This window comes from Curtobacterium sp. ME12 (genome assembly GCF_903970855.1).
In the GTDB taxonomy this organism is placed as follows: Bacteria; Actinomycetota; Actinomycetes; order Actinomycetales; family Microbacteriaceae; genus Curtobacterium; species Curtobacterium poinsettiae_A.
This window is the reverse complement of the sequence record NZ_CAJCKD010000010.1, coordinates 20,992-44,950: the sequence shown is the minus strand read 5'-3', so window position 1 is coordinate 44,950 and position 23,959 is coordinate 20,992. Positions and strand designations below refer to the sequence as shown.

Annotated in this window: 23 protein-coding genes and 1 tRNA gene; 13 read left to right on the top strand and 11 right to left on the bottom strand. The window is 71.5% G+C overall.

Features of this window, described 5'->3' with window-relative positions:
• Positions 1–25: 25 nt before the first annotated feature.
• From H7A73_RS07100 to H7A73_RS07090, 3 genes are read left to right on the top strand one after another with little or no spacing between them, the layout of a single operon-like run.
• Positions 26–847, top strand: coding sequence for an ABC transporter substrate-binding protein (locus H7A73_RS07100; protein WP_182065298.1), 822 nt, complete (start codon positions 26–28; stop codon positions 845–847).
• Positions 848–851: 4 nt separating this feature from the next.
• The gene (locus tag H7A73_RS07095) at positions 852–1,730 is read left to right on the top strand and encodes an amino acid ABC transporter permease (RefSeq protein ID WP_182065297.1); all 879 of its coding nucleotides are present in this window, start codon (positions 852–854) and stop codon (positions 1,728–1,730) included.
• A complete protein-coding gene (locus tag H7A73_RS07090) occupies positions 1,727–2,503 on the top strand; it encodes an amino acid ABC transporter ATP-binding protein (RefSeq protein WP_182065296.1) in 777 nt (258 codons plus the stop codon). The genes H7A73_RS07095 and H7A73_RS07090 overlap by 4 nt, the downstream gene beginning before the upstream one ends.
• Here H7A73_RS07090 and H7A73_RS07085 read toward each other — a convergent pair.
• On the bottom strand, positions 2,500–3,465 hold the full coding sequence (locus tag H7A73_RS07085) for an NAD(P)H-quinone oxidoreductase (RefSeq protein WP_182065295.1): 966 nt from the start codon (positions 3,463–3,465) through the stop codon (positions 2,500–2,502). The two genes, H7A73_RS07090 and H7A73_RS07085, sit on opposite strands and share 4 nt — an antisense overlap.
• 148 nt (positions 3,466–3,613) lie before the next feature.
• Here H7A73_RS07085 and H7A73_RS07080 point away from each other — a divergent pair, with 148 nt between their 5' ends.
• Positions 3,614–4,021 (top strand): hypothetical protein, encoded by a 408-nt coding sequence (locus H7A73_RS07080; RefSeq protein ID WP_071404030.1) that lies wholly within the window; start codon positions 3,614–3,616, stop codon positions 4,019–4,021.
• Entirely contained in the window at positions 4,021–4,509 is a 489-nt protein-coding gene (locus tag H7A73_RS07075; RefSeq protein ID WP_182065294.1) for a hypothetical protein, read from the top strand. The genes H7A73_RS07080 and H7A73_RS07075 overlap by 1 nt, the downstream gene beginning before the upstream one ends.
• Before the next feature lie 93 nt (positions 4,510–4,602).
• Here H7A73_RS07075 and H7A73_RS07070 read toward each other — a convergent pair whose 3' ends face one another.
• The 4 genes from H7A73_RS07070 to H7A73_RS07055 form a co-directional block, all read right to left on the bottom strand.
• A complete protein-coding gene (locus H7A73_RS07070; protein ID WP_182065293.1) occupies positions 4,603–5,481 on the bottom strand; it encodes an aldo/keto reductase in 879 nt (292 codons plus the stop codon).
• Positions 5,482–5,548: 67 nt separating this feature from the next.
• Entirely contained in the window at positions 5,549–6,796 is a 1,248-nt protein-coding gene (locus H7A73_RS07065; protein ID WP_182065292.1) for an FAD-dependent oxidoreductase, read from the bottom strand.
• A 141-nt stretch (positions 6,797–6,937) separates the two neighbouring features.
• Positions 6,938–7,405, bottom strand: coding sequence for a DUF6264 family protein (locus H7A73_RS07060; RefSeq protein ID WP_182065291.1), 468 nt, complete (start codon positions 7,403–7,405; stop codon positions 6,938–6,940).
• Between the two features lie 10 nt (positions 7,406–7,415).
• Positions 7,416–8,288, bottom strand: coding sequence for an HpcH/HpaI aldolase/citrate lyase family protein (locus tag H7A73_RS07055; RefSeq protein ID WP_182065290.1), 873 nt, complete (start codon positions 8,286–8,288; stop codon positions 7,416–7,418).
• Positions 8,289–8,494: 206 nt separating this feature from the next.
• Between H7A73_RS07055 and H7A73_RS07050 the strand changes: the two genes are divergently transcribed.
• Both H7A73_RS07050 and H7A73_RS07045 read left to right on the top strand, forming a co-directional pair.
• Positions 8,495–12,319, top strand: a complete 3,825-nt coding sequence (locus H7A73_RS07050; protein WP_182065289.1) for an ATP-binding protein — start codon at positions 8,495–8,497, stop codon at positions 12,317–12,319.
• 302 nt (positions 12,320–12,621) lie between these two features.
• Positions 12,622–13,206 carry a CDP-alcohol phosphatidyltransferase family protein gene (locus H7A73_RS07045; protein ID WP_051596961.1) on the top strand — a complete coding sequence of 195 codons (585 nt, stop codon included), beginning with the start codon at positions 12,622–12,624 and terminating at the stop codon, positions 13,204–13,206.
• A gap of 94 nt (positions 13,207–13,300) precedes the next feature.
• Here the strand turns inward: H7A73_RS07045 and mscL are convergent, their stop codons facing one another.
• From mscL to H7A73_RS07030, 3 genes are all read right to left on the bottom strand, one after another.
• A complete protein-coding gene (gene mscL, locus H7A73_RS07040; protein ID WP_182065288.1) occupies positions 13,301–13,795 on the bottom strand; it encodes a large conductance mechanosensitive channel protein MscL in 495 nt (164 codons plus the stop codon).
• A 76-nt stretch (positions 13,796–13,871) separates the two neighbouring features.
• Positions 13,872–14,162, bottom strand: a complete 291-nt coding sequence (locus H7A73_RS07035; RefSeq protein WP_182065287.1) for an FmdB family zinc ribbon protein — start codon at positions 14,160–14,162, stop codon at positions 13,872–13,874.
• 1 nt (position 14,163) lies between these two features.
• Positions 14,164–14,748, bottom strand: a complete 585-nt coding sequence (locus H7A73_RS07030) for a 5-formyltetrahydrofolate cyclo-ligase (protein ID WP_071244110.1) — start codon at positions 14,746–14,748, stop codon at positions 14,164–14,166.
• Positions 14,749–14,862: 114 nt separating this feature from the next.
• On the opposite strand from H7A73_RS07030, the gene galU reads away from it, so the two are divergent.
• The 5 genes from galU to H7A73_RS07005 all read left to right on the top strand — a co-directional run bounded on the left by galU (position 14,863) and on the right by H7A73_RS07005 (position 18,934).
• A complete protein-coding gene (galU, locus tag H7A73_RS07025) occupies positions 14,863–15,753 on the top strand; it encodes a UTP--glucose-1-phosphate uridylyltransferase GalU (RefSeq protein WP_182065286.1) in 891 nt (296 codons plus the stop codon).
• An 88-nt stretch (positions 15,754–15,841) separates the two neighbouring features.
• Positions 15,842–16,501 (top strand): GNAT family N-acetyltransferase, encoded by a 660-nt coding sequence (locus tag H7A73_RS07020; protein WP_182065285.1) that lies wholly within the window; start codon positions 15,842–15,844, stop codon positions 16,499–16,501.
• A 118-nt stretch (positions 16,502–16,619) separates the two neighbouring features.
• Positions 16,620–17,747: a hypothetical protein gene (locus H7A73_RS07015; RefSeq protein ID WP_182065284.1), complete on the top strand. Its 1,128-nt coding sequence runs from the start codon at positions 16,620–16,622 to the stop codon at positions 17,745–17,747.
• 73 nt (positions 17,748–17,820) lie between these two features.
• Positions 17,821–17,896, top strand: a tRNA-Ala gene (locus H7A73_RS07010).
• Positions 17,897–18,106: 210 nt separating this feature from the next.
• Complete coding sequence (locus H7A73_RS07005) at positions 18,107–18,934, top strand: hypothetical protein (RefSeq protein ID WP_182065283.1); 828 nt, start codon at positions 18,107–18,109, stop codon at positions 18,932–18,934.
• A gap of 105 nt (positions 18,935–19,039) precedes the next feature.
• Here H7A73_RS07005 and H7A73_RS07000 read toward each other — a convergent pair whose 3' ends face one another.
• A complete protein-coding gene (locus H7A73_RS07000; protein WP_182065282.1) occupies positions 19,040–19,423 on the bottom strand; it encodes a hypothetical protein in 384 nt (127 codons plus the stop codon).
• A gap of 105 nt (positions 19,424–19,528) precedes the next feature.
• Here H7A73_RS07000 and H7A73_RS06995 point away from each other — a divergent pair, with 105 nt between their 5' ends.
• On the top strand, positions 19,529–20,593 hold the full coding sequence (locus tag H7A73_RS06995) for an amidase domain-containing protein (protein ID WP_182065281.1): 1,065 nt from the start codon (positions 19,529–19,531) through the stop codon (positions 20,591–20,593).
• Between the two features lie 99 nt (positions 20,594–20,692).
• Here the strand turns inward: H7A73_RS06995 and H7A73_RS06990 are convergent, their stop codons facing one another.
• Both H7A73_RS06990 and H7A73_RS06985 read right to left on the bottom strand, forming a co-directional pair.
• Entirely contained in the window at positions 20,693–21,913 is a 1,221-nt protein-coding gene (locus tag H7A73_RS06990) for a hypothetical protein (protein WP_182065280.1), read from the bottom strand.
• A gap of 150 nt (positions 21,914–22,063) precedes the next feature.
• Positions 22,064–23,932 carry a glycoside hydrolase family 2 protein gene (locus H7A73_RS06985; protein WP_182065279.1) on the bottom strand — a complete coding sequence of 623 codons (1,869 nt, stop codon included), beginning with the start codon at positions 23,930–23,932 and terminating at the stop codon, positions 22,064–22,066.
• Between the last annotated feature and the right edge of the window lie 27 nt (positions 23,933–23,959).

The window sequence follows — 23,959 nt, the reverse complement described above, 5'->3', positions numbered from 1 at the left end:
ACACCCCTCGCACGAAGGCCCGACCGTGACCCGTCACCTCCGCTTCACCCTCGCCGTCGCCACCGCCGCGGTCGCCGCCCTCGCCCTCTCGGCCTGCTCCGCCGAGGGCAGCAGCAACGCCGACGGCACCGTGACCGACGGCAAGCTCACGATCGCCACCGGTGACCCGGCCTACTCGCCCTGGGTCGAGGACAACGAGCCGCAGTCCGGCAAGGGCTTCGAGTCCGCCGTGGCCTACGCGGTCGCGAAGGAGATGGGCTACGGCAAGTCCGACGTCGTCTGGAAGCGCAGCACCTTCGACAGCGCCATCGCCCCGGGCCCGAAGGACTGGGACCTCAACGTCCAGCAGTTCTCGATCGACGCGAAGCGCAAGAAGGCCGTCGACATGTCGAGCGCCTACTACACGACGACCCAGGCGGTCGTGACGACGTCCGGGTCGAAGGCCGCCGGTGACACCACGATCGCCGCGCTCAAGCAGGACGCCATCGGCGTCGCGACCGGTTCGACGAGCATCGCGAGCGTCAAGGACGTCCTCGGGGTCACGCCGCAGGTGTTCAACTCCAACGACGACGCCGTGCTCGCGCTGAAGTCCGGGCAGATCGACGCGATCGTCACCGACCTGCCGACGGCGTTCTACATGGCCTCGGCGCAGGTCGACGACGGCACCGTGTCCGCGCAGTTCCCGTCCGACGGCAAGGGTGACGAGTTCGGCTTCGTCCTGCCGAAGGACTCGGAGCTGACGAGCAAGGTCGACGAGGCCCTGAAGACCCTCGACGACGACGGCACCCTGCAGGACCTGCAGACCAAGTGGCTCTCGTCGGAGACCGGTACGCCGGTCCTGAAGTAACCGGATGACCCTGCCAGCAGGGGCCGGCACCCCGGTCGCCGCACCCGCGCCGAGCCAGGTCGAGCTCGAGCGTCGGCTCTACCGTCGCCAGCGTGGCCGTCGCTCCGTCGTGGTGTCGGTCGTCTCCACCCTGGTCGTGCTCGCCGTCGTGTACTTCGGCGTCGTGAACACCCCCGGGTGGGCGGCGGTGCAGCAGTCGTTCTTCGACCCGGAGACCGCGGTCGACACGTTCCCGGACATCCTGCTGGGCCTCTGGTTGAACGTCCGGATCCTGTTCTTCAGCGCCATCGGCGTCGCCGTCCTCGGCACGCTGCTCGCGGTCGTCCGCGGTCTGCGCAACCCGGTGTTCTTCCCGCTGCGGATGCTCGCGACCGGCTACACGGACCTGTTCCGCGGCCTGCCGCTCATCATCGTGCTCTACCTGGTCGGCTACGGCATCCCCGGGCTCGGGGTGTTCCCGCGGCTCCCCGCCGAGGTCTGGGGCACGATCGCGATCACCCTGACCTACTCGTCGTACATCGCCGAGGTGCTCCGCGCCGGCATGGAGGCCGTGCACCCCTCGCAGCGCCTGGCCGCCCGGTCGCTCGGACTCTCGCACGCCAAGACCCTGCGGCTCGTGGTGCTGCCGCAGGCGATCCGCAAGGTCACCCCGGCGCTCATGAACGACTTCGTGTCGATGCAGAAGGACGTCGGTCTGGTGTCGATCCTCGGGGCCGTCGACGCGGTCCGCTCCGCCCAGATCGCACAGGCCGAGACCTACAACTTCACGCCGTACTTCGTCGCCGGGCTGCTGTTCGTGGTGATCAGCCTGCCGCTGATCCGCGTCACGGACGCGATCGCGCGTCGCCAGCAGCGGCGCGAGCAGATCGGAGGGACCGTATGAGCGAGGCCGGCCTGGAGGCCCGTGGTGCGTCCGGTACGGACGCCGCGGTCCTCGAACTGCGCGGGTTGCGCAAGGCCTTCGGCGAGCACGAGGTCCTGCGCGGGATCGACCTGACGGTCCACCGCCACCAGGTCATCTGCGTCATCGGGGCCTCGGGCTCCGGCAAGTCGACGCTGCTCAAGACGGTCAACCTGCTCGAGGGCATCGACGACGGCGAGATCCTGCTGCAGGGCACGGACATCGCGGACCCGCGCATCGCCGTCGACGCCGTGCGGGCGCGCATCGGCGTGGTGTTCCAGCAGTTCAATCTGTTCCCCCACATGAGCGTGCTCGACAACGTCACGCTCGCCTCCCGCCAGGTGCACGGCATCGGACGGGCCCGGGCCGAGGAGACCGCGCGCCGGCTGCTCGACCGGATCGGACTCGCCTCGTTCGCCGATGCGTACCCCGACCGCCTGTCCGGCGGGCAGCAGCAGCGCGTCGCCATCGTCCGGGCGATCGCGTCGGACCCGGAACTCCTGCTGCTCGACGAGGTCACGAGCGCCCTCGACCCGCAGCTCGTCGGTGAGGTGCTCGACCTGGTCACGGAGCTGAAGCGACAGGGTTCGACGATCCTGATGACGACGCACGAGATGCACTTCGCGCGGAACGTCGCCGACCGGATCGTGTTCCTGCACCGCGGCGAGGTCGTCGAGCAGGGTTCCCCCGCCGACGTCCTCGACCACCCGCAGCACCCGGCGCTCGTCGAGTTCCTCGCCCGCGTGCACGCCTAGGGCGTCAGCAACACCTTGCCGATGACCTCGCCGTCGCGCACACGGCGGTGGGCCTCCTCGACCTCGGCCAGGGGCAGCACCGAGTCGATGACCGGGCGCACCCGGCCGTCGGCGACCAGTGGCCAGACGTTGTAGCGGACCGCCTCGACGATGGCGGCCTTCTCGGCGAGCGGCCGTGCGCGCAGGGTCGTGCCGCTGATCGTCGCGCGCTTCCGCATGAGCACCCCGAAGTCGAGCTCGGCGGTGCGGCCGCTGCCCGAGGCGATGACCGCGACGTGCCCGTTCGGGGCGAGGGCCTGCAGGTTCCGCTCCAGGTAGGACGGTCCGACGACGTCCAGCACGACGTCGACGCCGACACCGTCGGTGAACGCCATGACGCGTTCCACGAAGTCCTCCGTGCGGTGGTCGATGACCAGGTCGGCGCCGAGGTCACGGGACGCGGCGACCTTGCGGTCGCCGCCGCTCGTCGCGATCACCGTCGCACCGAGGGCCTTCGCCCACAGCACCGCGTGCGACCCCATGCCGCCAGTACCCCCGTGCACCAGGAGTGTCTGCCCGGGGCGGAGTCCGGCGAGCATGCCGATGTTGGAATAGACCGTGCACGCGGCTTCGGGCAGTCCGGCCGCCTCGACCAGGTCGACGCCCTCGGGGACCGGCAGCACCTGGGTGACCGGCGCGACCACGAGTGCCGCGTACCCGCCGCCGGAGAGCAACGCGCACACCCGGTCGCCCACCGCCACGGTCGTGACGCCCGCGCCGACGGCCCGCACGGTGCCGGAGACCTCGAGCCCGAGGATCTCCGACGCCCCGGGCGGCGGCGGGTAGTTCCCGGCGCGCTGCTGCAGGTCGGCGTTGTTGACGCCGGCCGCGGCGACCTCGATCAGGACCTCGTCCGTGCCGGGTTCGGGGTCGGGCAGGTCGGTGACGGACATGGAAGCGTCGTCGAACGTGATGGCTCGCATGCCCTCGACGGTACGCGCCACCCGCCTCCGGCCGGCTGCCGGTCGCCCACAACCGCCGCCGGTGTCCCTGTGGAGGTTCCCTGTACGCTCGACGACGGATCTGCACCTCATCCGGGGGAGTGCGGACAGATCGAGGGGACTCTCCACCATGCCCAAGAAGCTCATCGCGCTGGCCACCGCCGGCCTCGCACTCACGCTGCTCGCCGGTTGCTCGACCGGGCCGTCCAAGGCCGAGCAGTGCACGCAGTTCGAGAAGACCGTCAAGTCCGCCGCCCAGGGCGTGCAGTCCGAGGCCGCGAACCTGCAGTCCGACCCGGACGCCGCCGTCACGAAGCTCAAGGAGCTCGACGAGAAGATCTCCGACGGCGTCGACGACCTGTCGGACGACGACCTGAAGGCCAAGGGCGACGCCTTCGAAGAGGCGTACGGCGACCTGGTCGACGACATCGAGGACATCGCCGACGACCCGCAGTCGGCCGACGTCTCGGCCCTGACGAAGTCCAGCACCAAGGTGCAGGACGCCGGCAACGCGTTCCAGAAGGAGTGCAACTCCTGATGCGTCGCACCCTCACCGCACTGGCCACCGCCGGCCTGGCACTCACGCTGCTCGCCGGCTGCTCGGGCGGCGACGGCGGTTCCTCCGACGGCGGCTCGTCCGGAGGCGACTCGGGCTCGTCCAGCGCACCGTCGGCCTCGAAGACCGCCGCCGCGGCACCCGCCCAGACCAAGGGGGAAGCCTGCTCCCTGCTCGAGAACGAACTCGCGTCGTTCCTCAAGGAGCAGGGTTCCAGCTCTGCCCCGGCCGACCCGAAGGCCCGTGCGGCGCTCGTCGACGAGTTCGTCCAGCGCATCGACTCGGCGCTGACGAAGGTCTCGAACGACCAGGTCCACGACACGTTCGAGGACTTCTCCGGCGCGGCGAAGGGCTACAGCTCCGCCATCCGCTCCGGCGCGGCCGAGGACAGCACCGAGGTCACGAAGGCCCAGTCCGAGGTGCAGACCACGCTCGACCAGGTCTCGGCGGTCTGTCCCGCCAAGAGCTGAGCGAGCGCCCGCCCAGCCACGCATGACGACGCCCCGCCGCTCCTGGACCCGGAGCGGCGGGGCGTCGTGCTTCCCCGTCCGGGGGAACGGGCGTCAGACGGCTGCGGGCTGCGAGGCGTCGAGGCGTGCGACGTCCTCCGGCCGGAGCCGCACGGTCGGCGCGGTGATCGAGTTCAGGATCGACTGCGGCCGGGACGCACCGGGGATCGGCACGACGACGTCGCTCTTCTGCAGCTCCCACGCCAGGGCGATGACCTGCGGGGTGACCCCACGGTCGCGAGCGATGTAGGCGAAGTCCTCGAACGCCGTGCCGAGGTCCGCCGCGCTCCCGATGCCACCGAGGGGGCTCCACGGCAGGAACGCGATGCCGAGCTCGTCGCACAGTTCGAGCTCCGGCTCGCTCGACCGGAACTTCGGCGAGTACTGGTTCTGCACCGACGCCAGGCGTCCGCCGAGCACCTCGTTCGCGGTGCGGATCTGGTCCGGGTCGGCGTTCGAGATGCCCGCCATCCGGATGACGCCCTCGTCGAGCAGCTCGGCGAGCGCCCCGATCGAGTCGGCGTACGGCACCGCCGGGTCGGGCCGGTGGAACTGGTACAGGCCGATCTGCTCGACGCCGAGCCGCTTCGCCGAGGCCTTCGCCGCCTCCTTCAGGTACTCCGGGTGCCCGTTCTGCGCCCAGTTGCCGGCTTCGGGACGCAGGTGTCCGCCCTTCGTCGCGATGAGCACGTCCGAGGTGTCGTCGTGGTACTCCCGGACGGCCCGCGCGATGAGCTCCTCGTTGTGCCCCACCTCGTCGTGGCCGCCCAGGTGGTATGCGTCGGCGGTGTCGATGAGCGTGACACCGTTCTCGAGCGCTGCGTGGATCGTGGCGATGGACTGACGCTCGTCCGGTCGGCCCTCGATCGACATGGGCATCCCGCCCAGACCGATGGCACTGACGGACACGTCTCCGATGACTCGTTGCTTCATCGGCCCAGCATGCGCCCAGCCCCGGTGCCGACGCCCAGTTCCCGCACCGACGCGCCACGGGCGTCCGTCACCGACGCGCCCACTCCGGCGCGTGTTCCGGCAGCGGGCCGAACGCGATGCCGCGGGCGTAGACGCCCCGGACCGGCGGGACCCAGCGCGCGAGGAGCACCGGCAGCAGCGGCGGTCCGTCCCGCAGGTGCCCGGCGAAGGCGCGCTCGAACACGACCCGGTGCAGCACCGCCTGCGCGGCCTGCACCAGGGCGGCTGGTGGGGTCCGGCGACGCTGGACGGCTGCGAGCACCCGGTCCAGGGCGCCACCGCGGAGCCCCCGCCGGAGCGCCGGCACCAGGATCGTCGCGGTCGCCACCGCGTCCTGCACCGCGAGGTTGATGCCGACGCCACCGGCAGGCGACATCGCGTGTGCGGCGTCACCGATGCAGAGCAGCCCCGGGCGCCACCACCGGCGCAGGCGGTCCATGCGGACGTCGAGCACGTGCACGTCGTCCATCGAGGCGATCGCGTCGACCCGGTCCGCGAAGTCCGGTCGGAGCCGCGCCACACGGGCCCGGAAGGCCGTCACCCCCGCGGCACGCAGGGCCGCGTCCGAACCCTTCGGCGCGAAGTACGCGACCTGGTGGTACTCCGGCCGCGGGAAGCTCAGCAGCACGTCCCGGTCCGAGAACGCGGGGGTGAGGGCGCTCGCCGCGTCCCCGGGGTGCCGGGGCAACCGGCACCACCAGGTGTCGAAGGGCACCCGGAACGCTCGCGGCACGAGCCCGGCGGCGCGACGCAGCACCGAGTTCCGCCCGTCGCAGGCGATCACGACGTCGGCGCGGAGTTCCTCGGGTTCGCCGGTCCCGTCCCGCGGCCGCAGGTGGACCCCGGTCACGACCCCGTTCTCCTCGATGAGCCCGGTCGCCGCCAGGCCCGTCGAGATGCGGAACGACGGCTCCTGACGGGCTGCGGTCACGAGCAGGTCGAGCAGGTCCCACTGCGGCACCATCGCCACGTGGTCGTACGGAGGTGCGAGACGCGAGAAGCCACCGAGCAGCAGCCGGGAGCCGTCCGGCATCGGCAGCGAGAAGTCGTCGAGACGTGACTGCGGCAGCGCCCGGAACGGTGCACCGAGTCCGAGTTCGTCGAGCAGACGGATGGTCGAGGCGTGCACCGTGTCGCCCCGGAAGTCCCGGTTGAAGTCGTCGTGCCGCTCGAGCACGCGCACCTCGACGCCGGCGCGGGCGAGCAGCAGCCCGAGGACGACCCCTGCGGGGCCGCCACCGACCACCGCGACCGTCGTCCGCGACACCGTCACCATGCCCGGGACGCTACCCCGGTCCGGACTGGAGGCGCGTGGCGGCCCCGCCCCGCGCCTCCAGTCCGGAACGCACGCACGTTCTCCACCCCGACACACGTCGGACGACGGTGTCCGGTCGGAAGGGTGGTGTCGGTGCGCCGGTCAGGCGCCGGCGGACACCGACGACGAAGCGGAACCGCTGTCGACGGCGTCCACGAACACGGCCCCGCCCCAGGCGATGACGACGATCGCGAGCACGAAGCCGATCGCCGCGATCCACCACGACGGCTTCCGCCGGATCCACGCGCCGATCGACAGCACGATCGTGGCGACCCCGATGACGAAGGCGCCACCGACCGCGATGGCCGCGCCACCGAAGTACCCGCCGGGCGTGCAGCCCGACGAGGCGTCGCACTCGGCCGTGGCCGAGGCGATCGCGACGATGCCGACGACCGCCGTGATCGCGGTCATGACGGCACCGAACACCAGGAGCAGCACCGTCGAGATCCGGTCGGCGAGCTTCGCCGGCGGGAACAGCGTGGTGCCACCGCGCTCCCACGCCGCGCGCTGCGCGTCCGTGGGGCCGGAGGAGGACTGCGGCGGAGGGCCGGGGACGTTGGACCAGGTCATGCGTGCAGTCCTACCGCGCCTCGACCCCGAACGCCTGTGCGAGCCGCTGGATCTTCTGCGCCCGACCGAGCCGCGGCAGGTCGGAACCGTCGCGGATGACCCGGCCGCGGGCCTCGAAGTCGTCGAGGAAGTCCTGCGCCCAGGCGACGTCGGTCGGCGTGGGGGAGATGACCTCGTTGATGACGGGGAGCTGCTCGGTGTCCAGGCAGAGCTTGCCGGTGAGGCCGAGCGACACGGCCACCTGCGACTGCTCGCGGAGGATCGGGTGCGACGACCCGACCGTGGGGCCGTCGATCGGACCCGGCAGGTCGCCGACGCGCGAGGCGACGACCAGCTTCGACCGCGGGTACGCCATCGCGAGCGTGTCGGCGCTGGTCCCGGTGTCGCGGCGGTAGTCGCCGGAACCGAAGGCCAGGCGGAACGCGCCCTGCGCCCTGGCGATCGACACGGACTCCTCGATGCCCAGGGCCGACTCGACGAGGGCGATCACCGGCGTCTGGCCGCCCAGGCGGTGCCAGGTGTCGGTGACCTGGGCGGGGGACTCGGTCTTGGCGAGCATGACGCCCTGCAGCCCGGGCAGGCCCCGGAGCTCCTCGACGTCGTCCGCCCAGAAGTCCGTGGTGACGTCGTTGATCCGCACCCAGGCCTCGCCACCGCCGGCGAGCCAGGCGGCGACGCCCTGCCGGGCCGAGGGCTTCGCGGCGGGGTCGACGGCGTCCTCGATGTCCAGGATGATCTGGTCGGCGCGGGAGCGCTGGGACTTGTCGAACCGGTCGGTGGCGGTGCCGGACACCAGCAGCCACGACCGTGAGATCTCGGCGGGGACCGATCGACGCCGGTTCGGCGTGGGGGCGGACGGAGTGGTGCGGTCGTCGATGGCCATGCCCCGTTGGTACCACACCGGACCGGGCTGCCGTCGGATCGGGCGCGCCGCACGTCGGGTCGGACGGTGGCGCACGTCCGGCCGGACGGCGGTCGCGTCCCGCCGGACGGCGGTCAGGTCCGTGCGGAAACCCCGAAACCTCGGTTCATTGCCAGAGAGGCCGTCCGGTTCCGCCTACAGTGTCGGATGTGTGGCGAGCGGACAGGGTGACCGACGGTGAGGACGACGTGAACGACGACGTCCCCGTCGAGGGTGCCCGCGCGCGCCCCGACGACGACCGAGACGAGCAGCAGGACGTGGACCAGGAACGGACCGACGAGCCGGACCGCACGCTCCGCCCGGAGCTGCAGATGACGAGCCCGCAGGCGATCAGCCTCGGCGACCCGCGGCTGCAGGCCGGCAACGCGGCCGAACCGACGTGGGACGGCTGGCGCACCCAGCTGACCGGCGTCGGCGGCACGAGCCCGCTCACGCACTTCAGCGACCACCCGCGCGCCCGCATCGAGCTCTCGACCACCCACCCGGGCGGTCTCGCGCAGTTCATCACCGGCAAGACGACCCTGCTGTCGAGCCTGATCCGCGACGAGGTGGCGCTCCGTGCCGCCCGCGTGGCTGCCGGACACGTCGAGGCGAAGGGCACCGAGCTCGCCACCGTGCGCGGCATCGACGCCGTGAAGCTCGGCATCGGCATGGCCGACTGGCAGCACGGCGACGAGCAGTTCCGCGGCCCGGTGCTCCTGCGTCCCCTGGCGATCCGCCGGCACGGACGCGACTTCGAGGTGCGCCTGCTCGGCGAACCGGTGCTCAACCCGGGCCTCGCCGACGCCCTGCACGAGCAGTTCGGGGTCATCCTCGACGCGCAGTCCTTCGTGGCCCTCGCGCAGCAGGACGGCTCGTTCACGCCGAACCCCGTCATCGACCGCCTGCGTGGCCTGACCGCGCACATCCCCGGCTTCTCGGTGCACGCCCGCCTCGTGGTGTCCACCTTCGCCGAGGTCGCCACCGGCATGGTCGAGGACACCGGCGACCTGTCGCACCCCGTGCTCGACGCCCTCGCCGGCAACCCGAGCGCGAAGTGGCAGGTCGAGCAGTCCTACCACCCGGTCGAGCAGACCCCGTCGGACGAGCGCAGCCCGGAGACCGACACGCTCCTGCTCGACGCCGACGACGAGCAGGAGAACGTGATCGCGCAGATCACGGCCGGCAACTCCATCGTCGTGAAGACCCTGCCCGGCACCGGTGGCACCCAGACCATCGTGAACGCCCTGGGCGGCCTGGTCGCCGCGAACAAGCGCGTGCTCGTCGTGAGCCCGCGCCGCGCGACCCTGCGGGGCATCGCCGCCCGCTTCGGCGAGGTCCAGCTGCCCGGGGTCGCGGTCACGCCGTCGACCCTGCGCCGCGACGTCGTCCGTGCCATCGCCCGGAACGAGAAGGCCGCGCGTCCGAACCTCCGCGAGGTCGACGACGCCCTGGTCCGCCTGCGCAAGGTGCTGAAGGACTACCGCGGATCGCTCACCCGCAAGGACCCCGACTTCGGCGTCTCGGTGCTCGACTGCCTGGTGGAGCTGTCGCGCCTGTCGCTGCTGCCCGTCGCCCCGTCGACCACCGCGCGCCTGTCGAAGCAGTCCGTCGCCTCGATGGTCGAGGGTCGCTCGCGCGTCGCCGAGACGATGGTCAGCGCCGCGAACCTCGGCGAGTTCCGCTACGGCCCCGACGACTCGCCCTGGTACGGCGCGAAGTTCGGTTCGAGCGACGGTGCCCAGCGTGCGCACCGCATCGCGAAGGACCTCGACGCCGACGGCCTGCCGACCCTGCTCCGCCGCGCCCACGACCTGGTGAGCTCGACGCACATGCGCCAGTTCACGACGATCAACGAGCTCGGCATCTACCTGCGCCTGCTCACCGAGATCCGTGACACGCTCGACCGCTTCCTGCCGGTGGTCTTCGACCGCTCGGTGTCCGAGCTCGTGGCCGCCACCGCCCCGCGCGGCGAGGGCGCCCCGATGTCGTCGACCAACCGTCGTCGGCTCAAGAAGCTCGCCCGCGAGTACGTCCGCCCGGGCGTGCACGTGTCCGACCTGCACGAAGCCCTGACCCGCGTCCAGCAGCAGCGGGTGCTCTGGCAGCGCTACGTCGCCGCCGGCGTGAACCCCGAGGTGCCCACGGGCATCGCCGACGTCCAGGTGCTGTTCTCGAACGTCGCCGAGGACCTCGCGCGCCTCGACGAGCCGCTGGGCCGCACCGAGCGTGACCGCCAGCTCGCGAACACCCCGGTCGACCAGCTCGTCCCGACCATCGCCGAGCTCGCCGCCGAGTCCGACGTCCTGCACAACCTGCAGGAGCGCACCGAGCTCATGCAGACCCTGCGCGACCTGCAGCTCGAGCCGCTCATCACCGACCTGGCGAACCGGCACGTGCCGGACGTGCAGGTGCCCGCCGAGCTCGAGCTCGCCTGGTGGCAGTCCGCCCTCGAGACCATGCTCGAGTCCGACCGGGCGCTGCTCGGCGCGAACACCGACATGCTCGACCGGGTCGAGGCCGACTTCCGCCTGGTGGACGACGCCCACGCGGCCGGGGTCTCCCAGGGCCTGGCGTGGCAGCTCGCCGAGAACTGGAAGGTCGGTCTCGTCGACTGGCCCGAAGAAGCGACCGCGCTCAAGACCCAGCTCCGCGACGGCGCGATCACCTCGCGCCTGCTGCAGGACTCCGCACCGCACCTGTCCCGGTCGATCGCACCGGTCTGGCTCGCCAGCCCGTACGAGGTGCCGCAGATCGCCGACACGATGCCCTTCGACACCGTGATCCTGGTCGACGCCGGTGCCGTGACGATCGCCGAGACCGTCGGCGCCGTCCGTCGCGCCCGCCAGACCGTCGTGTTCGGCGACCCGGTGACCCAGACGCCGTCGCCCTTCCGCATCGCCGTGGACCCCGAGCACCGGGCGCTGCAGGTCGACGAAGGCACGCTCGACGCGTTCCACGCCGACTCCGCCCTGGCGAAGCTGTCCACCCTGCTGCCGACCCTGTCGCTGTCGCGGTCGTACCGCGCCGGCGGCGAGGACCTGGCCGAGCTCGTGAACCGTCGCTTCTACGGCGGCAAGATCGAGTCCCTGCCCTGGGCCGGCTCGTTCCTCGGGCACGGCTCGATCGCGCTCGACTACGTCAGCGACGGCAAGGCCGTGCCCGACCCCGAGTCCGGTGCCGTCGAGAGCGTCGACGCCGAGGTCGACCGCGTGGTCCGGCTCGTCATCGACCACGCGCGCACCCGTCCGACCGAGTCGCTCATGGTCATCACCGCGTCGGCGAAGCACGCCGTGCGCGTCGAGCAGGCCGTGCTGACCGCCGCCCAGGGCCACAAGGACCTGACCGAGTTCGTCATCGGTGACCGAGCCGAGCCGTTCATCGTGGCGACGCTCGAGCAGTCGGTGGCGCAGAGCCGCGACCGCGTCGTGTTCTCCATCGGCTACGGCCGTACCCCGCACGGCCGTGTGCTGCGCGACTTCGGTCCGCTCGGCAAGCCCGGCGGCGAGCGGCTGCTGGCGGTCGCGATGACCCGCGCGCGTCGCTCGATGGTCATCGTCACCTGCTTCCAGCCGTCGGACATCGAGGCCGAGCGCATGGGCCACGGCACCGTCGCCCTCGCCGAGATCCTGGCCGAGGTGCGTGCCCGTACCACCGCCGAGTACGTGCCGGACGACTCCGACCCGCTGCTCGTCGACCTGGCCCGGCGCCTCGAGATGCGCGGCATCCCGGTGGCGCTCGGACACCGCGGCAAGCTCGGCCTCGTCGCCGCGCACGGCGGGGTGTGCGTCACGATCGAGACCGATGCGTCGCTGGTCAAGGGATCGCTGCGCGAGTCCCTGCGCCTCCGGCCCGAGGTCCTCCGTCGACTCGGCTGGCACTACGTACGCGTGCACGCGTTCCAGCTGTTCTCCGACCCGGACCGCGTCGCGAACACCGTCGCCGCGGTGCTCGGTGTCGACCGCGGCGCCACGCAGGAGATCTCCATCCCACCGATCCCCGCCCGCCGGTGAGCCGCCGGGCCTCGCGGCCCGCCGGTCCGGTGACGCCGGAGACGGACCAGCTGGTGGGCACGTGGACGCGGGCCGATGACGCGTCGTCAGCCGCGCCTCCCGTCCGTCCCACCGCTGACGGAGGCGAGACGGACGAGCCGCCTGGAGGCCCGGTGCGGCGCCGCAGACGCGTCACCACCCAGCCGGTGGCGGGCTACGACCCGACGCCGCCGCCGGAACCGGCGCGCCACCGCGACGGTGAGAACGACGACCAGCTCCGGCGCGACGTCCCCCCGCACTGGTAACCGGTAGCCTGGCCCGTGATGACTGACACCGCGCGGCAGCGCCCCGACTGGCAGACCTGGCCGAACCTGATCACGCTGTTCCGCCTCGTGCTGATCCCGGTGTTCATCGGCCTCGTCGTCGCCGGCCACCCGGGGTGGGCGCTCGTCGCCCTCGTCGTGATCGGCGTGAGCGACTGGGCCGACGGCTTCATCGCCCGGAAGTTCGACCAGGGTTCCAAGCTCGGCAAGGCGATCGACCCCGTCGCCGACCGGCTGGCTATCATCGCGATCGTGCTGTCCCTGGTGCTCGTCGGCCTGCTGCCCTGGTGGGTGGTGGCCGTCGTCGTGCTCGTCGACCTGGTGCTCGTCGTCCTGTCGAGCGTGCTGTTCCACGGCAACCCGGACCTCGACGTCACGTGGACGGGCAAGATCCGGTCGGCCCTGTTGTTCGTCGGGCTGCCGGTGCTGCTGTTCTCCGCGGTGCACACCGTCGACGAGAACGCGCCGTGGGTCCGGGTGGTCGCCCTGGTGTTCGTCTACCTCGGCACCGCGGGCCACGTGCTCGCCGGCGCCCAGTACGCCGTCGCGATGTTCGCGAAGCGCCGCGCGGTCCCCGCCGCCTGACGAGGCCCCTCTCCGCAGAACACCGGTGTCGACGCTGCGCACCGCGGTTCACGGGTGTGCAGCGCGCGAACACCGGTGTCTCGCGGCGCCGGGGCTAGAACTTCGTCGACCCGCCGATGCCGGGGCCCTCGGGAGCGTTCGACGGGGCGATGTGCGCCCCGGTGCTCGTGGCGCCGCCGGTCTGCGGGCGGAGCAGGTCGCGGATCTCGAGCAGCACCTCGACGTCGGTCGGGGGGACGTCCTGCGGGGTCTGCTGCTCGTCGTTCTTGACGCGCTCGAACGCCACCTTCTTCAGGTGGTTGACGGGCACGACGAGCGCGAAGTAGACGACCGCGGCGACGATGACGAAGTTGAGCACTGCGCCGATGATCGCGCCGAACTTCAGTTCCGCGTCACCGCCGGAGACTGTGGGGATCGCCACGACCAGTGCCTTGTCCAGGCTCGACGCGTTGAACACCGCACCGATCAGCGGGTTGATCAGGGCGCTGACGATCGTGGTGACGATCGCGGTGAACGCCGCACCGATGACGACTGCGACGGCCAGGTCGATGACGTTGCCGCGGAGCAGGAACTCCTTGAAGCCCTTCATGCGAGGGTCTCCTTCCGGGTCGAGGACGGCCGCCGGGTGGCGACGCGCCCAACCTATCCGGGGAGCGCAGTCCGCGTCAGGACGATGCGGGCTTCGGCGTGCTCGGCTTCGACTCGGCCTTCTTCGCCGGCTCGGCCGTCTTCGGTTCGGACTTCGCGGGGGTGCTCGACGAGCTCTCGGATCCCGGGGCCGGGCGCGAGTCGGTGCGGTAGAAGCCGCCGCCGTTGAAGGTCACGCCGACGGGGGAGAACACCTTGCGCAGGACGCCGCCGCAGACCGGGCACTCCGTCAGGGTGGCGTCGGAGAAGGACTGCTTGATGTCGAACGCGTTGTCGCACTCGGTGCAACGGTACGAGTAGGTGGGCACGTCAGCTCCGGAACGTGATGATGCGCGACGGCGTGATGATGCCGTCGACGGGTTCGTCGTGGGGTTCGCGCGGGACCTCGTCGAGGTACTCCGCGTCGAAGATCACAGCATAGACGGGCGGGCGGTTCGCCATGGACCCGAGGGTCTTGTCGTAGTAGCCGCGCCCCCAGCCCATGCGGACACCGTCGTGCCCGACCGCCGCCGCTGGGGCGAGGATCGCGTCGACGTCGTTGATCGCGAGCGGGGACAGGACCTCGCCGACGACCTCGGGCAGGCCGAGCAGGCTCTCGGTCTCGCTCTCGCCGTCGCCCACGGCCCAGTCGAGCAGGCCGTCCTCGCGGGTGACCGGCAGCAGCACGCGGATGCCCTGCCCGAACGCCCAGTTCAGGAACGGCCGGACGTTCGGCTCGTCCGGGGCGGACAGGTACAGGGCGAGGGACGTCACCTGGCGCTCCTCGACGAAGCGCTGCAGGGTCGCGGTCAGGGTCTGGGTGTCCGCGTCGCGTTCGGTCGTGGTCCGGGTGCGCCGCCGCTGCCGGAGTTCGGCTCGCAGGGCGCGCTTCTCGTTCCCGAGATCGGCGATCATGCGCAGGAGTCTACCGAGGGGTACGCTTGCGGCTTCCCGCCGGGAACCCGCGGGGTGCCGTGTCCCCCGGAGCGACGACATGCCCTCGAAAGGGGGATCGGATACGGTCTGACCATGGGCTTCCAGATTTCGAAGGCGGTGATCCCGGCCGCAGGGCTGGGCACCCGCTTCCTCCCCGCGACCAAGGCGATGCCGAAGGAGATGCTCCCCGTCGTCGACAAGCCGGCCATCCAGTACGTGGTGGAAGAGGCTGTCGGCGCCGGGCTGACCGACGTGCTGATGATCACCGGGCGCAACAAGAACGCGCTCGAGAACCACTTCGACCACGTGTCGGAGCTCGAGGAGACCCTCCGCAAGAAGGGCGACCACGAGAAGCTGCAGAAGGTGAACCAGTCGACGGACCTCGCCGACATGCACTACGTGCGACAGGGCGACCCGCTCGGCCTCGGCCACGCGGTGCTCCGTGCCAAGATGCACGTTGGCCGCGAGCCGTTCGCCGTGCTCCTCGGTGACGACATCATCGACGCCCGCGACCCGCTCCTCAAGCGCATGATCGAGGTCCAGGGCGAGAAGAACGCCACCATCGTGGCCCTGCTCGAGGTCCCCGAGTCGCAGACCCACCTGTACGGCATCGCCACGGTCGAGCCGACCGACACCGACGACGTGGTGAAGATCACCGGGCTCGTCGAGAAGCCCCCGCAGGGCGAGGCACCCTCGAACCTGGCCATCATCGGCCGCTACGTCATCCGTCCCGAGGTCTTCGACGTCCTCGAGAAGCAGGAGCCGGGCAAGGGCGGCGAGATCCAGCTGACCGACGCGCTCATGAAGATGGCGAGCGCCGAGGAGTGGACCGGCGGCGTGTACGGCGTCGTCTTCCGTGGACGCCGGTACGACACCGGTGACAAACTCGACTACATCAAGGCGATCGTGCAGCTCGCCTCGGACCGCGATGACCTCGGCCCCGACCTCAAGTCGTGGCTGAAGGAGTTCAACGCGGGCGAATAGTCGGCCATCCCGCCCGGGTCCGTCACATCACGGACCCGGGCGGGACACCCCGTCCCGCACAGCGGCGGGACCCCGGAGGAACCCAGCGATGACGACGATCCCGACCCTGTCCCACGGGCGGGTCACCATCCGGCCCCTCCGGCTCCGCGACACCCGCGACCTCGACGCGGCACTCGCGACGAACCGCTCGTGGCTCCGCACCTGGGAGGCCACGAACCCCTCCGGACACGTCTCCACCGACGTCCGGGGCAGCATCCGCGCGCTCCAGGCCAACGCCCGCGCGGGACTCGGACTCCCGTTCGCGATGGAGCTCGACGGCCGCTTCGTCGGGCAGCTCAACGTCTCCGGCATCTCCTACGGCTCGCTCGCGAGTGCCTCCATCGGCTACTGGGTCGTCGAGGACGCCGCCGGCCACAACGTGACGCCGATCTCGGTCGCCCTCGCCGTCGACCACTGCTTCCGCTCGCTCGGCGTGCACCGGATCGAGATCTGCATCCGGCCGGAGAACGCCCCGAGCCTGCGCGTCGTCGAGAAGCTCGGCTTCCGGTACGAGGGACTCCGTCGCCGGTACATCCACATCAACGGGGACTGGCGCGACCACTTCTGCTTCGCGCTGGTGGCGGAGGAGGTCCGCGGGGGCGTCCTCGAGCGCTGGGTCCAGGGGCGGGTGCCGCCCGGCGCGGGGACCGTTCCGCTCGCCGCACGCGACGAGGCGGCACTGCCGCTGGACACGACGCCCCGCATCTGACGTCCCGGGTCCGACGGGCCTGGAGGCGCGGCTCGCCTCCCACGGATTCCGCCCCGACACGCGCAACACGCGTCCGGCAATGACGCGGCGCGGGAACCGCCGCCCCTACCGTGTTCGCATGGCAGGAATCGGCTCGTGGGGTGGCGGCATCGTCCTGCTCGTCGCGGCCGTCCTCTGGCTCGTCTACCTGATGCCGTCGTGGGCCGCCCGTCGCCAGTACCTGGCCACCGAGCGGAACGCCATCCGGCTGCAGCAGACCCTCCGGATCCTCGCGCAGACCGCCGAGCTGCCGGACGAGGTCCGCATCGAGATGAACGCGAAGTCCCTCGCTCAGGCGCAGCGCGTCGCCCGGTCCGAAGAGGCCAAGCGCACCGCCATCGTCCGGGCCCACGAGGCCGCGCGGCAGCGTGAGATCACCCGCCGCCTGGCCGAGCAGGCCCCCGTGCTCGAGCGGGCGTCCGCCGTGCCGGCCCTGACCGCGATGCGCATGCGCCGTTCCCGGCTCGGGGCGACCCTGTTCGGCGCGCTCGGCATCGTCGTGGCCCTCGTGGTCTTCGTCGCTGCACCGTCGCTCTGGCTCGTCGGTGTCGCCGGACTCGTCGCCGCCGGTGGGTCCGCAGCGGTCCTGGCTCAGCTGCACCAGGTGGCGACGGCGCGGAAGCAGCGTCTCGCGGCCGCCGAGACGGGCGCGACCCGCGCCTCCCGGCCGTCCACCGCATGGACGGACCCGGCACCGCCCCTGTCGACCGAGCAGCCTGCCGAGCCCGCAGCAGACCGCTCGTGGACCCCGAACCACGTGCCCAAGCCCCTCTACGTGGAGCGGCCGACGGCACCGGCCGCGTCGCCCGAATCGTCGGCGGAACTCGCCGCCCGGCTGAAGGAGCGCGTCGCTGCGGCCAAGGCGGAAGCCGAGGCCGAAGCCTCGGCCATCCGCGCCGGGGAGTCCGACCCGTCACTGGCACGGGTGTCGCGGATGCGACCCGAACTCGAAGAGGCTGCGGCGTCGCTGTCCGCGCACGACCAGGGGCGTCTGGCCGAACGGCTCGGGCTCCGTGCTCCCGCAGCCCCGTCCGCGTCGGGCGGCGTTGCTGCGGGCGCTCCTGCTCCAGCAGCTCCTGCTCCCGCTCACGAGCCCGACGAGCCCGCCGGGCCGCCGAGCAGGTGGGCCGGCATGGGTGTCCTCGACGATGACGCCTACCAGCAGGCCGACCTCGACGCGATCATGCGACGGCGCCGCGCGGTCTGACCCGCGGCACGCCCGAAGGGCCACCTGCGATTTCGGCTGGGCCGAACGAGGGTGCTAGTGTGGTCGAGCACTTGGGGCTATGGCGCAGTTGGTAGCGCGTCTCGTTCGCAATGAGAAGGTCAGGGGTTCGAATCCCCTTAGCTCCACCAGGTGGCAACCACGAGAACGGCCCGGAACCCAGGTTCCGGGCCGTTCTCGTTGCCGGCCGTTTCGGGGCGATCGTCCTCCACAGGCCCACTCGGGTGCACCGTTCGACACAGTTCACGGACAGGGGTGGTGTGTTGTCCGACGCACCGCCCTAGACTCCCCGTGCGCCGGTGGGGCGCGGCCGACCGGTTCGGCCCGATCAGGGGGAGAGCATGTTCCGTATCAGACGTCTCGTCGCGACCATCGCGACCACGGTGGTGGTGGCCGCCGGCATCGCCGTCGCCGGCCCGTCGTCGGGCGCGTCCGCAGCGGTCACGCCGCTGGGTGTCGACATCTCCTGGCCGCAGTGCGGCAGCCAGGTGCCGACCGACCAGGCGTTCGGCATCGTGGGCGTCAACGAGTCCCTCGGCAACACCACGAACCCGTGCCTCGCCGAACAGCTCGCCTGGTCGGCGAAGTCCGTCGGGGGTTCGGCCCAGCCGAAGACGCAGCTGTACGCGCTGTTCGCCAACCCGGGTCTCAAGGCGTCGGTCTGGCCCACGTCGAACCGCTACCAGGGCACGGTGCCCACCAACCCGTTCGGCAAGTGCGTGACCAAGGGCGGCAAGAAGCAGGTCACCCTGGCGTGCTCGTTCATGTACGGCTACGCCCGCGGGTACGACGACGTCCAGAGCCGTGGTGTCCCGAACCCGTCCGCCTACCGCTGGTGGATCGACGTCGAGACGGGTCTGTCGTACCAGCGTGACACCGCCCAGAACCGCGCGGCGATGCAGGGCATGATCGTCGGGCTCAAGACCGCCGGCATCAAGCGGATCGGCCTCTACTCGACCGGTTCGCAGTGGAAGACCATCGCCGGCACGGTCAAGTCGAACAGCCCGCTCTACGGTCGCTCGAACTGGATCGCGCTCGGCCGGAGCACGGTCACCAAGGCGCGGAAGGCCTGCTCCGGCACCCCGCTGCCCGGCGGCACCATCGCGATGGTCCAGGTCGAGGTGCCCTACGGCTCCGGCACCATCGACCGCAACGTCTCCTGCACCTGATCGACCTGACCTGACCTGACCGACGGACGGGAGGCCCGGTGCCAGCTGGCACCGGGCCTCCCGTCCGTCTGCGGGTCGCGTCGGCCCGTCCCCGAGGTCGACGTGTCAGCCGGCGATGCTCTCCGTCAGCACGCCGGACTGCGCGAAGGTGGTGTGGATCGCGTTCGCTGCCTGCTCGAAGGCACGGTTGCCGCGCGAGATGCCGAGCGCGCCGCCCTTGATCGCGGACTTGCCCGAGCCGCGCAGCAGTCGGGCGACGGTCCGGCCGTCCGGGGCGATCATGATCTGCACGTCCAGCCGGGTGTGGAACGTGCGGTCGTTCGCCATCCCACCGATGAGCAGCGTCAGGCCGAGGCTGCCGCGGGTCGCGCGGAGTGCACCCTGCTCGGCGTCGTCGACGGTGTAGCCCTCGCGGGCCAGGGCCTCGCGCACCTGTGCACGGGCGGTCTCGGGATCGGTGGCGACGAAGAAGTCGTGGCTCTCGGGCATGTGTGTTCCTTCCGAACGGGTCCGCTGGGACACGGAGGACGCTCGCCCCCGAACACGATCATGCCGTGTCGGAACGACGGAGGTGTCGCTTACGCTGGTCGTGTCATGACTGCCTCGATGAACCGCCGCGCACTCCTGTCCCTCGCCGGCGTCGCCGGGATCGGGCTCGCCGTCGCGGCGTGCTCCTCCGGCAGCGACAAGGGCGGCGACTCGGGCAACGGTGGGGGCGGCGGGCGCGGGAGCTCCGGTGGTGGGGACGCAGCGTCCACCCCGACGGCGAAGCCCGTCGCGAAGGCCGTCACTCCGGCTCAGGTCCCGCTCGTCGGCGGCGTCACGATCACCGTGACGGGGACCGGACTCGCCGCCGTCAAGGGCGTCACCGTCGGGGGTGTCGCTGCGCGCGACGTCACAGCGACCGCGTCGAAGGTGACCTTCACGGCCCCGCACCAGGCGATGTACACGGCCGGTGACGCCGACGTCGCACTCTTCACCGAGTCGATCGAGCCGAGCCCCTCGGTCAATCGGTCCTCTGACGGCAACGGCAGCGCCGCGAACGACGGGCAGAGCGGCGCCACCCAGGACACCGCGACCACCACGCCGACGCCGACCGCCGCAGCGACGCCCGCTGCGGGCAGCGCGGTTGCCTCGACCACCCTCGCCTACGCGGCACTGACCGACGTCGACCGGCAGCTCGCCTACGCGATGCGGTACTGGAAGGACTACAACCTCGCCGAGTACGGCACGATGAACCCCATCGGTGGCGACTGCGCGAACTACGTCAGCCAGACGCTCATCGCCCGCGGGTGGGAGCAGCGGTCCGACTGGTACAACCGTGCGGCCGGTGCCGAGCACAGTGCGACGTGGACCTACTGCCCGACGATGGACCCGTGGCTCGAGACCAACGCGGCGGAGTTCGGGCTCACCCGGCGGTCGTCCGACGAACGCGACAAGGTCAGGGTCGGCGACATCGTGTTCTTCGACTGGAACGCCAACGGGTCACCGGACCACACCACCATCGTGTCCGAGGTCTTCACCGAGCCCGACGGCACCATCCGCATCAAGTCGGCGAGCCACAACCAGGACGGCCCCTACCGCGACCTCGACGAGATGATCACGGTGCAGCACCCCGGTGGGTCGGCCTGGTTCCACACCTTCGACGCGGAGCGCTGACGCGGCCCGCAAGACACCGGTGTTCGCGCGTCGCACCGCGGTCTGCGCGTGTGCAACCGGTGAACACCGGTGTCTTGCACAGCCGACTGACCGCACCGCTCACGGGTAGCCGAGGAACCACAGCAGCACGATCGCGACCGGCTGCAGGCACACCCCGACGACCAGCCACGTCACCGCCCGCCGCCGGGTCCCCACGAAGACGTCCGAGCCGAGCAGCGGCGCCATCGGCATGAGCAACCGCGGCAACGACTGCTGCGGCAGGAACACCGCCACCAGGTACAGCCCGTAGGAGGCCGTGAACGCGAGCACGTCGGTGCCCAGCGCCCTGGTGCTCCTGCGCGCGAAGAACCACACGGCGCCGGCGAGCACCACCACGACGAGCACGATGCCGAGCGGCCCGAGCCACGTCGACGCCATCGTGAACCACGGCGTCAGCGGCGCGAAGTGCTGGCGGCCGACGAACCCCACCCACCACGACAGCTCGGTGTCCAGGTACGCGTTCGGCCGCCCCGTCACGGCCGTCGCGATGACGGGCCACGCCAGCCCCGCAGCCGCGACGACCAGGCCGGACACCACGATCGCGAACCGGTCGCGCCACGGGAACGCGTCCCGCTGTCGGCGCCACGCCACCCACCGCAGGACCAGGTGCACGGCCAACGCCAGCGCCAGCGCGAGGACCCCGGGCTTCGTGAACGCCGCCACGACACCGAGCGGCGCGATCAGCCAGTACCGACGCCGGACCAGGGCGAGCAGGGCGCCGAACAGCAGCACGAGCAGCAGGCTCTCCGCGTAGGCGACCTGCAGCAGGAACCCCGTCGGTGCGAACGCGAACAGTGCGGTCGCCCAGCGGGCCCGGTGCGAGCACGCGACGGCGAGCACCAGCCGGTACAGCAGCACGCAGGCACCCGCTCCGGCGATCGACGCCACCACGACCCCGGCGACCCAGAACGACGCTCCGGTCAGCGTCATCACGACCCGCACCACGGCGGGGAACACCGGCAGGAACGCCCACGCGTTCGGCAGGACGTGCCCGGAGTCATCGGTCGGCAGTGTCGCCGGGTACCCGTGCTCGGCGATGATCCGGTAGAACGAGGCGTCCCACGAGCCCGAGAACGTGAAGAACGAGGGATCCTGCCGGTACGAGGCGAACGGCCAGCCGTTCGCGGTCGCCAGCAGGTACACGGTCGCCAGCAGCACGGTGCTGACCACCCGCGAGCCCGCCCAGATCAGCAGCGGTGCGGTCCAGGCGCTGTGCCGTCCGGTCAGCAGGCTGCGGAACCCCTGCCTGGAGGCCCGGCTCGCTTCCGCCACGTTCGTCACCCGCCCGATCCTCCCAGACCGCGGGCCGCACCCCGCATCGCGAGCCGCCACCCGCCCGGCGCGAGGCGACCCGAGTGGATCGTGAGCAGCAGTGGTCTGGTCCGTCTGCCGGACCCGATCACTGCTGCTCACGAAGTGCGGGCCTCCCGGCTAGTGCCCCGTGACCGCGCGACGGATCTGCTCGATCGGCACCTTCGGGGACCGGTCTGCGTTGAGCAGGCCGTTCGTCTCCTGCATGGTGTCGGTGAGCTGCGTGTAGCAGGACCCGGCGAGGAACGAGCTCGCACGGATCGCGTCGTACAGCGCGGTGATCCGGGCCACCCAGTCGTCGCCGTCACTGGCCGACGTGTAGCCCCAGCCGTCCTCGCGCTGGACGCCCGGCTGGTAGTTCACACCCCCGAACTCGGTGAGCATGACCGGCTGGCCGAGGTCTTCGGCGCCGCCGACGAGGATGCGGCGATCCGCCGGACCGATGCCACCGAGGAGCCGGGTCCGTGCGGTCTCGTCCGCGTAGGTGGCCGCGAGCCGGGGTCCGTCGCCCTCGTAGTCGTGGATCGTGACGATGTCGGAGTTCGTGTGCTCCCACCCGTCGTTGGAGATCACCGGACGCGTCGGGTCCAACGCCCGCGTGACGTCGGCGAGGGCCCGGGCGTAGGCCTGCTGCGCCGGGTCGGTGGCGATGTGCTGCACGCCCCAGCTCTCGTTGGCGGGCACCCAGGTGACGATCGACGGGTGCGAGGCGTCACGCTCGACGGCGTCCATCCACTCGCGCACCAGACGCTGCACGGCGCGGGGGGAGAACGCGTACGCGCCGGGGGCCTCACCCCACACCATGAGTCCGAGTCGGTCGGCCCAGTACAGGAACCGCGGGTCCTCGATCTTCTGGTGGTTGCGGGCCGCGTTGAAGCCGAGATCCTTGATGAGTTCGACCTCGCGGCGGAGTGCTGGACGGGACGGGGCAGCGATGTGCGACTCGGGCCAGTAGCCCTGGTTGAGGACACTGCGGACGTCGTGGCGTCGGCCGTTGAGCAGGAACGCGCCGCCGTCGACCCCGACCGTCCGGATCCCGAAGTAGCTGGCGACGGCGTCGAGCGCGCCCGTGCTCGCCGTCGTGCGGGGCAGCAGCGAGACCGTGGCGTCGATCAGCCGGGGCGTGTCCGGCGTCCAGTGCAGCTCGTCCTCGGCCTGCCCGTTCGTCTGCCGTGCGATCGGCACGACCACGTCGAACTCGTCGCCGGTCTCGCCGACGGTGGTCTCGATCGTGGCGAGGTGCTCGTCGCGGTCGTCCCAGCGGGCCTCGACGCGCAGGCGCTCACCGCCCGTACGGTGTCCGTCGAGCCGGACCGTCAGCCGCATGGTCGCGTGGTCGACGTTCGTCCAGCGCAGGGACGCGATCGAGGCGGTCGGCACGGCCTCGAGCCAGACCGTCTGCCAGATCCCGGTGGTCCGGCGGTACCAGATCGCGTGCGGGTCCTCGTGCCAGTCCTGCTTGCCGCGCGGTTGGGTCAGGTCGTGCGGGTCGTCCTCGGCGCGGACCACCAGGGTGTGCACGGCGTCGGGGTCGGTGGCCAGCGCCTCGGTGACGTCGAAGGAGAACGGGGTGTGGCCGCCCTCGTGTCCGCCGATGAACTGCCCGTCGATCCAGACGCGCGCGCGGTGGTCGACGGCGCCGAAGTGCAGGACGAGCCGGGGCGCGCCGGTGCCGAACCCGGCGGCGTCGAGCTCCGAGCGGGTGATCGCGCGGGAGTACCAGACCACGGGCTGGAAGCCGGGTTCGTCGATGCCCGAGGCCGGGGACTCGGGCGGGAACGGGACCACGATGTCCCGGGCGTCGGTGAAGCCGGTGCGCCAGGCGTCGTCGTCGCCGTCGTTCCGGAACGACCACGTGCCGTCGAGGTCGGCCCAGGCGGTGCGGAGCATCTGCGGCCGGGGGTACGTGCCGTCCTGTCGCGAGGCGAGGGGGAGGCCGGGGGCGGAAGCGGAGTCAGGTGCGGCCACGATGCCGTCGAGCGTGCTCATGTGTCCATGCTCCCGTGCTGGTACATC

Bases quoted from the DNA above. Each gene is read 5' to 3' on its own strand.
- H7A73_RS07065 (WP_182065292.1), bottom strand. From the start codon at position 6,796: ATGGTGACGGTGTCGCGGACGACGGTCGCGGTGGTCGGTGGCGGCCCC.
- H7A73_RS07085 (WP_182065295.1), bottom strand. From the start codon at position 3,465: ATGCGAGCCATCACGTTCGACGACGCTTCCATGTCCGTCACCGACCTG.
- H7A73_RS07000 (WP_182065282.1), bottom strand. From the start codon at position 19,423: ATGCCCGAGAGCCACGACTTCTTCGTCGCCACCGATCCCGAGACCGCC.
- galU (WP_182065286.1), top strand. From the start codon at position 14,863: ATGGGCTTCCAGATTTCGAAGGCGGTGATCCCGGCCGCAGGGCTGGGC.
- H7A73_RS07080 (WP_071404030.1), top strand. From the start codon at position 3,614: ATGCCCAAGAAGCTCATCGCGCTGGCCACCGCCGGCCTCGCACTCACG.
- H7A73_RS07070 (WP_182065293.1), bottom strand. From the start codon at position 5,481: ATGAAGCAACGAGTCATCGGAGACGTGTCCGTCAGTGCCATCGGTCTG.
- mscL (WP_182065288.1), bottom strand. From the start codon at position 13,795: ATGAAGGGCTTCAAGGAGTTCCTGCTCCGCGGCAACGTCATCGACCTG.
- H7A73_RS07075 (WP_182065294.1), top strand. From the start codon at position 4,021: ATGCGTCGCACCCTCACCGCACTGGCCACCGCCGGCCTGGCACTCACG.
- H7A73_RS07030 (WP_071244110.1), bottom strand. From the start codon at position 14,748: ATGATCGCCGATCTCGGGAACGAGAAGCGCGCCCTGCGAGCCGAACTC.
- H7A73_RS07005 (WP_182065283.1), top strand. From the start codon at position 18,107: ATGTTCCGTATCAGACGTCTCGTCGCGACCATCGCGACCACGGTGGTG.
- H7A73_RS07055 (WP_182065290.1), bottom strand. From the start codon at position 8,288: ATGGCCATCGACGACCGCACCACTCCGTCCGCCCCCACGCCGAACCGG.
- H7A73_RS07020 (WP_182065285.1), top strand. From the start codon at position 15,842: ATGACGACGATCCCGACCCTGTCCCACGGGCGGGTCACCATCCGGCCC.
- H7A73_RS07015 (WP_182065284.1), top strand. From the start codon at position 16,620: ATGGCAGGAATCGGCTCGTGGGGTGGCGGCATCGTCCTGCTCGTCGCG.
- H7A73_RS07045 (WP_051596961.1), top strand. From the start codon at position 12,622: ATGACTGACACCGCGCGGCAGCGCCCCGACTGGCAGACCTGGCCGAAC.
- H7A73_RS06995 (WP_182065281.1), top strand. From the start codon at position 19,529: ATGACTGCCTCGATGAACCGCCGCGCACTCCTGTCCCTCGCCGGCGTC.
- H7A73_RS07095 (WP_182065297.1), top strand. From the start codon at position 852: ATGACCCTGCCAGCAGGGGCCGGCACCCCGGTCGCCGCACCCGCGCCG.
- H7A73_RS06985 (WP_182065279.1), bottom strand. From the start codon at position 23,932: ATGAGCACGCTCGACGGCATCGTGGCCGCACCTGACTCCGCTTCCGCC.
- H7A73_RS07060 (WP_182065291.1), bottom strand. From the start codon at position 7,405: ATGACCTGGTCCAACGTCCCCGGCCCTCCGCCGCAGTCCTCCTCCGGC.
- H7A73_RS07090 (WP_182065296.1), top strand. From the start codon at position 1,727: ATGAGCGAGGCCGGCCTGGAGGCCCGTGGTGCGTCCGGTACGGACGCC.